This is a genomic window from Natronococcus sp. JC468, from assembly GCF_012163165.1.
Lineage (GTDB): Archaea > Halobacteriota > Halobacteria > Halobacteriales > Natrialbaceae > Natronococcus > Natronococcus jeotgali.
This window is the reverse complement of the sequence record NZ_JAAVUO010000068.1, coordinates 1-11911: the sequence shown is the minus strand read 5'-3', so window position 1 is coordinate 11911 and position 11911 is coordinate 1. Positions and strand designations below refer to the sequence as shown.

The window sequence follows — 11911 nt, the reverse complement described above, 5'->3', positions numbered from 1 at the left end:
GATGACCTCATGACCGAGATCGACCATCTCTTCGTTCACTCAACAACCGAGGCTAGCGTGCAAAGCTGAGTAACTACGAGAAACAACGCCGTCGTGTGGCCGAGTGTCACGCCAACCTGAAGAACAAGCGCAGAGACTTCTTGCACAAGCTCTCGAACTACTACGCTCGAGAGTACGATCTCGTCGCGGTCGAAGACCTTGACGCAAAAGGTCTGGTCGAACTTGACGGCAACTCTCGGAACCGTGCCGGTGCAGCATGGGGTACGTTCCTCCGAATGCTCGAGTACAAGTGCGAACGTGAAGGCACACACTTCGTCGCCGTCAATCCGTCCGGGACGACCAAAGAGTGTGCAGCCTGCGGTGTCTCGACCGACAAACCGCTGTGGGTCCGCGAACACTCCTGTCCATCGTGCGGATTCACCGCTGACAGGGACTGGAACGCGGCCTGGAACATTCTTTCTCGCGGTATCAAGCAGTTAGGAGCGGGACGCTCCGAATCAACGTCCTCAGAATCGCAAGGCGATCCTGATGTGCGGACGAGAGCTCCGCTCTCGTCAACGCCTGTGGAGACTGCGCTCCCTACGGGGACCCATTCGGTTCCTGCAAAGCGCGTTTGTCGAGATTCCCTCGACAGGCTGTCAGACGCAGTCTGACAACGTCGTTGAATCAGGAAGCCCCACCCTCAAGCGCGAGCCGTCAGGCGAGCGGTAGGGTGGGGTAGTTCACCGGGTTTGTTCAGATACTGTTTGAAGCAGACGGGGTTGTTCTCGTATCGAACAGCGATTTCACCTGTTTCACCGTTCTCGATCGTTGGCTCGGCAGTCTGGGGATCAACGATCCGGATATCGTGGCCAGGGGCGGCTAACCCCATTTTTCCCTCTCGGAACGTAGCGAGGGCCGTACAATCTCCGATAGTGAGGTTCGCTTCGGTCTGGCCGTATCCCTCATGGACGGTTGTGCCACCGAACGTTTCCTCTCCCCAATCGACGATACTTTGTCCGAGCGACTCGCCTCCGCTCGAGACGACTCGTACTGCGTCAACATCCCATCGTTCCTGGGTGTCTTCGACGGACATCATCATTCGGAGGGCCGTCGGCGGTGCGAAGAGGTTCGTCACTCCGTACTTCGCAATTAGGTCGAAGGCTTCCCCGGGATCGAACTGGCCGCCGGCGTACGCGAGGAGCGGCTTCCCGTAGTAGAGCATGGTAAAGACCACATCGAACAGCGAGGCGACCCATTCCCACTCAGAGGGCGTCCAAAAAACATCGTCGTCTTCGAGTTCGAGGTTACAGAAAGTCGTGAGGAACAATGGAAGGTGGCCGAGCAGCATGCGGTGGGCGTGGACGACGCCCTTCGGCTTGCCAGTGGTCCCGCTCGTGTAGATAATGATCGCATCGTCTTCGGCGTCGGTTTCGACGACGTCTCGATCGGATGACGCCCCCTCGATCGCGTCCCGGAAATCAGTCTCTTGTGGCTCGGGATTATCCACATCTACGGTAAGTACCGTTTCTAGCGAATCGATATCGTCTCGGAGGTCTCGGAGGGTGTCGACGTTCGACTCGTCGACAACGCAGGCGACCGCGTTGGCGTCGTCGAGCCGGTAAGAGAGTGCGTCGACACCGAACAGCGTCGAGAGCGGAATCGATACAGCTCCGAGTTTCCACGCAGCGATGTGCGTGATAACGGTCTCCGGCTTCTGAGGAGTATTCACGCCAACTCGGTCGCCACGACTAACGCCTCGTGCGGCGAGATGGTTCGCCAACTGATTCGTCCGGTCGCGCAATTCCGCGTACGAAAACCGGCACTCTCGTCCATCGGCGTTTTCAGCGTAGATGGCTGTTCGATCATCGTCGGTATCCGCCCAGCGATCACAGACGTATGCCGCCATGTTGAACCGGTCTGGCACTTCCCATTCGAACGAATCACGTAGCTGCTCGTAACTATTCCACTCTTTCTCGTAAAAGTGATACGCGTCGAGTCGTTTCGATGTATCCATGTTATCAGGACACACATCATTGGTGATAAACATCACCCCAAATTGACGAAACTTGCAACTAGTGCGCTCGCAAGCGTGAATAGCCTAATCCTCTTCTTTCTTCTTGATGGTTGGATAGAGCCGGCTTCGTTCAAGCATCATCGGCGGTGAACTGCCAATCGATCGAGACGGGAATCTCATTGCGCTCAGGTTCCCACGCGGCGACCTCCGTTCGGAGTGTCGTCGCGTCAGGAATGCGTCAATTGAGGCACTGGGTGCGAAGCGCACTCAGCTCGATTTCCGCCATCGCTCTTCGGAAGCAGATTATTGGTCGGCGTATTAGTTTATAGGTATATCTGGAATTGTTACTGTCTGATCTTAGACTTGATTTGCGAGAATGGTCAATTCAGTCGTCTGCTGGTGCTGCTTCGTGTTCTTTAATGTACTCAACGATCTCGTCCGTTTCAGCAACGAAATCGTCGTAGTCGACCTCGTTTCCGTGGAGTACTGTCGAGAAATACTCGGTAACACCGGCTAGGTTCACCGCCTCCTCGAGTTCATCCTTTGTCACGTCTGCCAGCTGTGCTTCTTGCTTGTGGAAGTAGGTGCAATACGGACACTTCATTGCAGCGGCTGCACTCACCTCGACGAGTGCCTTTTCACGTGGAGAGAGCTCAGTTTCTCCGAGCCCGAGATCCCGAAAGATTCCCCAGCTATGATCACTGGCTGGCTCTGCAAGCATCTCCATCCAACTCGGTACCTGTCCGAGATACTCCTCCATCTCCTGTTGTGTTTGCTTTGCTGCCATGGTCTCTCACCTCCTGTTCTTCGTTAGAACGGAGCTTTGTGCTCAATACCATGACTGCTGGTATCGGGCACCATGTTACTTACCCCAATACATTACTTAGTTCTTTCTGGTGAAAATAATCTATAACTGGTTCCGAGTATTCGCTGCCCAATCCAGTTGTCCAGCCACCCACACTATATTCTTCCTTGGCAGACCAGTCACCAGCTTTCGAGTTTCAGTTTCACTGCGGTTGGCTTGCCTATATACAGATCCAGGGCCAAGACTGGTAATAGAGGGAGTAGACATACCACCACCCTGTCGAAGTCACACGCTCCCTCTTCTCCACACACTACCTCTACCCATCCATGTTCACGGCGAACCCACCAGCCCTCGGTACATGCCCGCTCTGCCAGGCCGAAATAACGACGACCAACGTGTTCCATGAATACGAAACAGCGACAGGACCAGCAGTATACTCTGAGTGCCCAAAATGTCGGGTTGTCGTGAATTCAAAGTAATTCCCTGTATCTATGCTATTTGAATACGTAGACCAGGTGCTGTCCTGGATAACGCAGCCAGAAGTCGTGTACGAATGTCGGCACTGTGGCACCTCCGTGAAGAAGGACACCGAAGCCTGTCCTGCCTGCGGATCAGAAACAATCGCTATGTACCGAATATCCTGACACATATCAGAGGAATACGACCGGCTCTTGGAGGTTGTAGCACAGAACCCAGGTGCTATCCTCGAGGAAATCACGGACCTAGCGCGTGACCACAGTATCTTCAACACCAATATCCCGGATCTCGTCTCGATAGCGGTCAGAAATGGCGATCTTCTCGAATTTGATGGCCGGCACTGGGTGATGCGGACAGGCAAGTACGGGCTCCACCGGTACGATCACCCGGAAGCATAACGGAGCGTTGCCCGTGTTCCGATGGCGGAGCCATCCTCACTAGGTCTAGAAGAAATTTTCTCTAATCGACAAGCCGGAACAGCACTCGAGGGTTAGTCATGATCTCAGATTTTATCGGCAAACTCCTCTCTCGGTGATCCTTGAATCTCTTTGAGTTCCGATTTCGTTATTGAACGGGGGTGGGGAAGAGGGGGTGGAAACACCGCCACAGACGCGATCTTGGGGTAAACGCTCTGTAGCGACGTCTCGATGATTGGGTGATAACTACCTAACTGTGCTGCAGTCGTTTGCAGTGTCGAATTGAGCATCTTATTGAGTTAAAGTTGACAGCTCATAGATACGACTCAAAATTTGGATTCGATATGCGCAGGGATGATCTGATCCCCCTTATGAATGTATATAAACATCAAAAGAAGCACCTTCGAAGATAGCAACCTTTAGCGCTCATCTGGTCGTACAACTAACCGTAGAATGAGAGTACTTGTTACTGGTGCAAGTCAGGGCATTGGGCGTTCAATCGCACTAACGCTTGCAGAGGACCACGACATCGCAGTCAACTATCGAACTTCCGCTGATAATGCTGCGGAGGTGGTCGAAGCAGCTACGCAAAAAGGTAGCGATGCAATCGCTGTGAAGGCTGATATCCGCGATTCCGAGGCCGTCGAATCGATGATTATTGAGGTCGTTGACGAACTCGGTGGCCTTGACGCACTCGTCAACAACGCAGGTATCGTCGACCCGGATCTCGCAACCGAAATCGATGACGAACAATGGGGCCGAGTCCTCGATACGAACCTCACTGGGGCATTTTATGTTACTCGTGAAGCGATCCCCTACCTTGAACCGGACGGTGACATCGTATTCGTCTCCAGTATTGGAGGAACTGGTGGTACAGTTGACGCTAGCTACGCGGCAAGCAAGGCGGGTCTCCACGGATTAACTCGTTCACTGGCACGCGAATACGGTAGCCAGGGACTCCAAGTCAACGCTGTCGCTCCTGGTCCTGTTGACACCGCTATGAACGAGACGATCCTCGAGCACTTAGAAGCGGTCGAGTTTCGAGGACACGAGGACCTCGGTACACACCTCCCCGAGTATGCCTGTCAGCCCGAGGACATCGCTCACACTATAGAGTACTTGTTGGAAAACGATCACGTGCAGGGCGAAATCGTCAATGTCAACGGTGGCATGCAGTTCCGTTAACAGTTCAGCGTAAATCGCACAGTTAAGGTGAGGAGTTACTGGATACCATTAAGCAGCTCTGAGTTGAACGTTGCCATATGGCATACCAGCTACAGTGTGATCGGTGTACACTCGATCAGGAGTTCACTGACTGGGCCGATGCAAACCGGGCTGCCAGCATCCATGAGGCCAACAACCCAACTCACTGGGTAACCATTCTAGAGGGCCAGCTGGCGTAACTGGCGATGCACAGACCCATTCAGTAGCCTGTTTAATATAATTTTTATGAACATAATTTCTTTGGAGATGGATCTATGACATACGTCGACTAGATATAACAGTGTTATACTATCTTGCTAACCGTTAATTAGGGAGTTTGGTAGATGTTCAGCTAACGTAAAGAAACCGAACGAACAACTATTGTCAGAAGCAGTGTGACAAGTACAACGCGCGAATGGAGCACCAAATTCAGGACGATTTGCGAAGATGGTAATCCTTCAGTGTGACTTCCTCCCCGCCGTAAACGGCGGGGCTGCCCACAAGCGAGGGCTTGCTGATTTGGGAGATTTACGGTTTAATACCCGACGGGGTGCTGGCCGGGCCACGTGGCCGTTACTCCTATCCAGCAAGATTCGGAGTTATCTGGCTTGTTTTACGTCGGTATCCTCGCCTATCACGCGGGGGATACCCGCGAGACTCGGTTTGGAACGCCAATATTGCCCGGTTGTCTCGACATGAGCGCGGACGTGCCGCATCGGTCAGCACCCAGTACGGCCACAGAACACGTAAATCTACCGTGCGGCGATTCACGCCCGTCGTAAACGACGGGATTCTCTTGCCTAAAGAAGATAGGTGAACCACGTATCGATTCCTCACCCACAGTAGATACTGGTGGTTAGGTTTCAAACGGTAGACCTTCAAGGAACTCGTCACTCTGGTAATCAAGATGATCCAACCGAGGACCGAGCAGTTCACGGATAAGGACCACCAAGGGATTGGTCTTTCCCTCACCGTCCATCGCGATCTCTGTTTTCGTTCCATCTGCATCTTCGTTCCAGAGACCGACCGCGACTTTCTCTCGATCAGCAACAATTAGTCGGCTTACCTTGGGGTAGTTCGCCTGTTGGTACATCCAATCCATCTGTGGGTCCCATATCGTCGCTTCTGGCAGATACTCCCGAAAGAACTCCCGTGCCTCTTTGTTTTTCGTCCCAGCGTGGAACTCAACACCCCGTTCAATAGCCCTCTCTGCATACGGGAGACACTCCTCATCAAGCAGTTCGTCGGAGGCGTAAATCAGAAACAGTTCGTCTTCAGCTCTATCGGCCAACTCTCGGCAGTAGTCGTACACATCTTTACGACCCTCGAGGCGCCCCACGGTACTTTCGTCTGTTCTGTGTCTCGTCTGAAACCGTGAGATCAGTTCGTTGAGTACGTCTGTGTCCATCCACTCGGCGCTACTTGCCATCTCGTTCCTCGCAGTAACGATGTTTTCACCGCGGTCGTACGTGATCAGTCCTGCCTCCACAAGTCGAGGAAGATAGTTGTGATGGAGTGAAATGGTCATCTGGTCACGTTCTTTCCCGTTCTCCGAGATGAGGTGGGTAGCAATCTCCGTCACAGAGAGTCCATGAGGGGCCTCATTGAGAACGGTTAAAATCGCTCGGTTCGTGCTATCTGTGAGAAGGCGAATCAATTCTTCGTCCTGCGAGTCCATTACCAGCAAATACTCCTGGGTGGCAATAAAGAGGAGGCCTCATTCCAAACACACGGTTATTGAATTATAGTCTATCAGCGTTCGTTAGTGGTTATCTCATCTCCCGTCAATGCTCAACAAGCACCTCTACGTAGCGGTCGATTCAGTGAACTACCCCACCCTACCGCTCGCCTGACGGCTTGCGCTTGTGGGTGGGGCTTCCTGATTCAACGACGTTGTCAGACTGCGTCTGACAGCCTGTCGAGGGAATCTCGACAAACGCGCTTTGTAAGAACCGAAGTGGTTCCCGTAGGGAGCACAGTCTCCACAGGTATTGATTCGGAGCGTCCCGCTCCTACTTGTTCGACACCGCGAGAAAGAAAGTTCCAAGTCTCGTTCCAGTCCCTGTCGGCGATGAAGCCACAGGAGGGACAGGAGTGTTCGTGGGCCCACAACGGTTTGTCGGTCGAGACACCGCATGCCGCACACTCTTTGGTCGTCCCAGCCGGATCGACAGCCGTGAAGTGCGTTCCTTCGCGCTCGCACTTGTACTCGAGCAGGCGGAGGAACATTCCCTACGCTGCTCCGGCACGGTTGCGGCTGTTCGACGGGAGTTCCATCACCTCCTTGGCGTCGAGATCTTCGACGGTCACAAGGTCGTACTCTCGAGTATAGTGGTTCGAGAGCCTGTGCAGGAAGCCCCGGCGCTTTCGCTTCAAGTTGGCGTGACGTTTGACGACGACACGCTATTGCTTGCAGTAGTTCGCCGACCCGTGTTCTTTCCGCGAGAGTTTGCGTTGCTCGCGTTCCAGCTGGTCGCGTTTGTCGGACAAGTCGGGGCTTTTTGGTGCTCATAGAGATCGCGCACATCACGGTAGAATCCACAGTCAACCGCCGCGATCCGTACCACCTCTTCGATCCGGGCCTCGTCTTCCCCGACGTACTCCAGTAGGTGCCATAACTCCTCGAGTTCTGCCTTCAAGGGGTACCCCTCTCGGTCCACTATACCTCCTGAATACCGGCTTTGACCAGATACATAACTTGTGCCGGCCCAGATGTTTCGCGAATCGGCACAGACCTGGTTGATTGCTTCGCCTCTCAGAACCCCTCCGTATCAACGATTACAAAGTTCGGAAAGAGGAGTACAGAACGACTCGTGTACCAATTGTGTTGACCTCCAAGAGGTAGTATCTAGAGTTGAACGATAGAATGCTATAAATTGTGTTTCAGCAAGTGTCCTTCACTAATTATCTGTTAAATAGCCACTCTCTATTGTCTCACTTATTGACTGACTAGTGATGAGACGTTATCAGTTGTGTTTCTGTAATATAGCTAAGAGATTCACTGGGGATTCAATACCCCTGGTGTGATGCACCCTGCTAGACGTCCATATGACAACAGAACATCTCTTGCGTGAGGACTGGATGCAATCAGGTATTGCTGACGGGGAAAGACGTGGCTGGGAACTATCATCGGCGTTGTATAGTGGGTTCAACGTACCCAGACAGGTGATTCAGATACAAGGATTGGGAAGATGAGTTTGATCGCTGAGTTCAGTATTGTCTCGCCACTCATGAGGGAAGCCGAAGCAGTCCCAGAGATGGTGTTTCATACCGAGGAGATACATATGACCCAGGCGGGAGAGGGGAAACACGTCTTCTGGGCTTCTGGTGACGATTTCGATACTTTCGAATCAGCACTCCAAACTGACCCTACCACCAAAGAGTATGTGTGTCTCACTGAACTCGATGACCGACGGTTATATCGTGTAACGTACCCCGAAGATGCTATACAGGAATTACTGTATCCAAAAGCGGCTGAGCACGATATGGTGTATCTTGACGTAACAACCACATATGAGGAAACCCGCTTTCGCGCTCGTATTCCAACTCTGGAAGCGCTCAAAGCGTACCGTGAAGCCTGCGAAGAGGAAAATATCCCGTTTCATCTTCACCGCCTCTATCAGGAAAAACCGGATGACCCGGCTGAACGGTTCGAATTAACTCCTGCTCAGTATGATGTACTCGTTCGAGCGCATGAACGCGGTTACTTTAACAATCCTCGCTGTATCACACTCGAAGAGTTGGCCGAGGAGGTGGAAGTCACGTCATCTGCGCTCGGGCGGCGACTGCGGCGAGCACTAAATACTCTTATTGGACAGACGGTCCGTTCAGATACCGACGCTATCGATAGCCAATCGTTGGCTGAACGGGATGGCACTTAAACGCGCAGATACTGACTACGGAGACTCACACGTATGGAGTGCTCAATAGAGAATAGATGTCAAGTATAGAGTCCCCTGTTCAGTATACGTGTAGTGAAGATGACCGCATCAGCCATACGATCATAGCTGCTGTTGCAGAGGCATCAAATTGTGATCCGAGTGAACTAGATCCACTCTACGAATATATCGACCCTGATGCCCTGAACTCCCTCTTTCAGTTCCACTCCAGAAATGAGGCAAATCAAAATAAAGTATGTCTTGAATTCACCTATCTAGTGTATCGTGTAACAGTGACCGCCAACTCTGTTCACATCTCTCATTTAGAAGAAGCGTAGAACAGCGGTTCAGCAGCTTGTAAAACAACCCATGATAAATAACAAACCAATTGATGACACCGAGTCATTTCGTTCTGCTCTCCAAGCGGTCTTAGAAGAAGCAGACACCAACGATGTCGAGATAGAAGGAAGCCTAAGAGTCCCAGCGACGACTGATCATCCGAGTTGGGAAATCCAGATATGGAAGGTAAAATGACCGACAATTAATAGAAATACCCCTAATTAGATGTCGATCCGGGCGATCAGTTCACATATCTATGTGTCGGGAAATTCACTATAGATGTGTCTGTAGTTAATATCATGAGGAAACTTCTAGGATACCGTCAGAAAGGACAGAACCGGATGATTTGAACGGGTCCGGTCCCTCCGATCACGAATATATGTTCTCGAGGAGTTCGATGAGACCTGGCAGGCGGAGGGATTGGACTCTCGCTCGCGGGCAATTCGTGAAGCGATGCAGGAGCGACGCAGGAATACATCGAGGGGCATTCACAGCTTGAGGAGGTCACGGGTGAGGTCGTCGCCGTTCTGGCCTTCGATTATTGGATCACCTACTGTGAGCATCTATAGATTAGCCAGGTTGCCTTTTTTGGCGAGTACCATCGATAGTCGTACTCAATGACTCGAGTCGCGCTCATTGTACTTGACACTCTGTGCAAGGATGCGTTTGATCAATACTTTTCTTGGCTCCCTGGTCGCCGCTTTGAGCAAGCGTGGTCAACTGCAAAATGGACGATGCCCGCACATGCTTCACTATTCACTGGAAAATACGCGAGTGAAGTAGGTGTGAACGCGAAGTCCGAAGGATTGGACTGTTCTGATCCTGTCCTTGCTGAACTTCTTTCTAAGACGGGGTATACGACCTATGCGTTCAGTGCGAATCTCATGGTCTCACCCGTTTTTGGATTTGATCGTGGATTCGACTGTTTTGAAGGGACATGGCGAGTAAATACTAATAGTAAAGGTATTTCTGGATGGAAAGAACTGCTTCATAATGGTTGTTCCGGACTAGCAAAATATGCAACATTGTTGAAATACACTCCTGCTGGTCACTATCGTATTCTTCCATCGATCAAAGCTGGTCTGAGAAGACGCCTTATTGACTGGCCGATTGACTCTTTTTTTGGAAATAGAACTCAGGATGATGGTGCAGCTACGTTCTTAGCGTCTCTTCGAGAGGATCGATACAGAGATGCAGATTTTCTTTTTGTAAACTTAATGGAAGCCCATGCCCCGTATTCGCCTCCGGAACCGTATCGTAATATTGACGCATCTTACGACGAAGTAGCTGCAACCTTAACTACCAATGAACCGGACAGACAGACGGTTCGTGATGCATACGACAATTCAGTACACTACCTTGCAGATCAGTATCAGCACATCTTTGCGGAACTAACAGAGCGATTTGAGTATGTGATTACACTCAGTGATCATGGAGAACTCTTTGGTGAACACAGTAGTTGGCGTCATTTGCATGGCGTCTATCCCCAACTAACGCATATACCACTAGTAATATCCGGAAATGGATTGTCCGGGGGTTGTCAGAAGACAGTAAGCATTCTCGATATTCATCAAACGCTCTTTGATCTTCTGGACTTAGACAGTGACTCTCGCGGCCAAAATTTGCTCGATGAAATCGACAATCGATCATATCTCGTTGAGTATGAAGGTCTCCGATCGGCTCGTCTAGAACGGATGTTCGAGGAGTATCCTGCTCGGCTAGTGAATTTGTATGATCGGCCATTACGAGGATTGGCTGGACCCGGTTCCTACTATGGATACGAAACACTTGATGGATGGTGTGAGTCTGGATCCCCAGTGCCGGACGAGCCGCAGATACAGTTACAGGAGATTACGAAGTCCCTCGAACGTCGAGTTCCAACTCAGCAATCAGCTGTAGCCGTTCCAGACGAAGTACGAGCAAGGTTAGAGGAACTTGGCTACATTTGAAAGAGACTGATGATGTCTCTCGAGTAAAAGGGAATCTACTGGTGTCTGAGACACGATACGTTGCATACTCGTCCGTCTCAATAGAGTAATGACGGACTGACCGTTAGACATGCTTCGATACCCTCTTGACCGAACCGCGCACTATAATTTCAATGGTTATATACACTACAATTGAAATGCACAAAATAACACGTCTTGGCATCCTCGGTCTCGTACTCATCTTCGTAATTGGAATGGCCTCGGTCGGCGCGGCCGCCGGTGACACTACCGACGCAACTCAGATCGGCAGCATCGGCGTTACGATCGTGGATGAAGAGTTCACGATTGAGAACGTTAAGGTATCGGGCGAGGCCCTCCCATCGTACGAGATCGATGAACGCACCTACGAGATTGATCCGGCGTCGTTCCAGAGCGATGGTGTGGCCGTCAGCCTCAACGATACCACATACGAGATCTGCAGCATCGATATCCGACTCGAGAACATCTCTGTGACGCTCTCGGACGTCTCGGTTGGAAACTGAACAGCTATTCGTGTCTTTAGAGGTATTGTGAGGTACCGATTCAATTTGAGGCGCTTGCGCTCGAGCGCGCCGACGGGACTACTAATCCATGGTATTGTCTTGCACGTTCGCTTCGCACCGAGTGACCGTTCAGCGTTGGCAACCGATCACCGACGATATCGCCCGGCTGCCACCGATCTTCGTCCACAGTTCTATTCTCATCACTCGATTTTCAAGAGACGATCGTGAGCATTAGTCGACTGCTATATTCGAGAACAGTCCGCCGAACAGACTCTCATTTTTGGGCGTGCGTCGAACCAGGAAGAACGATACAGATAGGTACGTTGC

The 11911-nt window shown here is 51.5% G+C and carries 8 protein-coding genes and 3 pseudogenes; 7 read left to right on the top strand and 4 right to left on the bottom strand.

The window, feature by feature from the left end:
- Window positions 1–68: 68 nt before the first annotated feature.
- Window positions 69–653, top strand: a pseudogene (locus tag GWG54_RS19755) (RNA-guided endonuclease InsQ/TnpB family protein); the annotation flags it as partial.
- Window positions 654–682: 29 nt separating this feature from the next.
- On the opposite strand, the gene GWG54_RS19750 reads toward GWG54_RS19755, so the two are convergent.
- Both GWG54_RS19750 and GWG54_RS19745 read right to left on the bottom strand, forming a co-directional pair.
- Window positions 683–1996, bottom strand: a complete 1314-nt coding sequence (locus GWG54_RS19750; protein WP_167939359.1) for an acyl-CoA synthetase — start codon at window positions 1994–1996, stop codon at window positions 683–685.
- Between the two features lie 385 nt (window positions 1997–2381).
- A complete protein-coding gene (locus GWG54_RS19745; RefSeq protein WP_167939358.1) occupies window positions 2382–2783 on the bottom strand; it encodes a carboxymuconolactone decarboxylase family protein in 402 nt (133 codons plus the stop codon).
- Between the two features lie 1364 nt (window positions 2784–4147).
- Between GWG54_RS19745 and GWG54_RS19735 the strand changes: the two genes are divergently transcribed.
- The gene (locus GWG54_RS19735; protein ID WP_167939357.1) at window positions 4148–4879 is read left to right on the top strand and encodes an SDR family NAD(P)-dependent oxidoreductase; all 732 of its coding nucleotides are present in this window, start codon (window positions 4148–4150) and stop codon (window positions 4877–4879) included.
- Between the two features lie 874 nt (window positions 4880–5753).
- Here the strand turns inward: GWG54_RS19735 and GWG54_RS19730 are convergent.
- Together GWG54_RS19730 and GWG54_RS19725 are read right to left on the bottom strand one after the other, a co-directional pair.
- Entirely contained in the window at window positions 5754–6575 is an 822-nt protein-coding gene (locus GWG54_RS19730; protein ID WP_167939356.1) for an ArsR family transcriptional regulator, read from the bottom strand.
- 218 nt (window positions 6576–6793) lie between these two features.
- A pseudogene (locus tag GWG54_RS19725) lies at window positions 6794–7405 on the bottom strand (RNA-guided endonuclease InsQ/TnpB family protein); the annotation flags it as partial.
- 683 nt (window positions 7406–8088) lie between these two features.
- Between GWG54_RS19725 and GWG54_RS19720 the strand changes: the two are divergent.
- The 5 genes and pseudogenes from GWG54_RS19720 to GWG54_RS19700 all read left to right on the top strand — a co-directional run bounded on the left by GWG54_RS19720 (window position 8089) and on the right by GWG54_RS19700 (window position 11584).
- A complete protein-coding gene (locus GWG54_RS19720) occupies window positions 8089–8778 on the top strand; it encodes a helix-turn-helix domain-containing protein (RefSeq protein ID WP_167939355.1) in 690 nt (229 codons plus the stop codon).
- Window positions 8779–8834: 56 nt separating this feature from the next.
- On the top strand, window positions 8835–9113 hold the full coding sequence (locus tag GWG54_RS19715) for a HalOD1 output domain-containing protein (RefSeq protein WP_167939354.1): 279 nt from the start codon (window positions 8835–8837) through the stop codon (window positions 9111–9113).
- 376 nt (window positions 9114–9489) lie between these two features.
- Window positions 9490–9656, top strand: a pseudogene (locus GWG54_RS21065) (CopG family ribbon-helix-helix protein); the annotation flags it as partial.
- Between the two features lie 75 nt (window positions 9657–9731).
- The gene (locus GWG54_RS19705; RefSeq protein ID WP_167939353.1) at window positions 9732–11063 is read left to right on the top strand and encodes a sulfatase-like hydrolase/transferase; all 1332 of its coding nucleotides are present in this window, start codon (window positions 9732–9734) and stop codon (window positions 11061–11063) included.
- A gap of 152 nt (window positions 11064–11215) precedes the next feature.
- Window positions 11216–11584, top strand: coding sequence for a hypothetical protein (locus GWG54_RS19700; protein ID WP_245242888.1), 369 nt, complete (start codon window positions 11216–11218; stop codon window positions 11582–11584).
- Window positions 11585–11911: the final 327 nt, after the last annotated feature.

Coding starts and splice junctions, on each gene's coding strand:
- GWG54_RS19720 (WP_167939355.1), top strand. CDS start 8,089: ATGAGTTTGATCGCTGAGTTCAGTATTGTCTCGCCACTCATGAGGGAA.
- GWG54_RS19715 (WP_167939354.1), top strand. CDS start 8,835: ATGTCAAGTATAGAGTCCCCTGTTCAGTATACGTGTAGTGAAGATGAC.
- GWG54_RS19705 (WP_167939353.1), top strand. CDS start 9,732: ATGACTCGAGTCGCGCTCATTGTACTTGACACTCTGTGCAAGGATGCG.
- GWG54_RS19735 (WP_167939357.1), top strand. CDS start 4,148: ATGAGAGTACTTGTTACTGGTGCAAGTCAGGGCATTGGGCGTTCAATC.
- GWG54_RS19750 (WP_167939359.1), bottom strand. CDS start 1,996: ATGGATACATCGAAACGACTCGACGCGTATCACTTTTACGAGAAAGAG.
- GWG54_RS19700 (WP_245242888.1), top strand. CDS start 11,216: ATGGTTATATACACTACAATTGAAATGCACAAAATAACACGTCTTGGC.
- GWG54_RS19730 (WP_167939356.1), bottom strand. CDS start 6,575: ATGGACTCGCAGGACGAAGAATTGATTCGCCTTCTCACAGATAGCACG.
- GWG54_RS19745 (WP_167939358.1), bottom strand. CDS start 2,783: ATGGCAGCAAAGCAAACACAACAGGAGATGGAGGAGTATCTCGGACAG.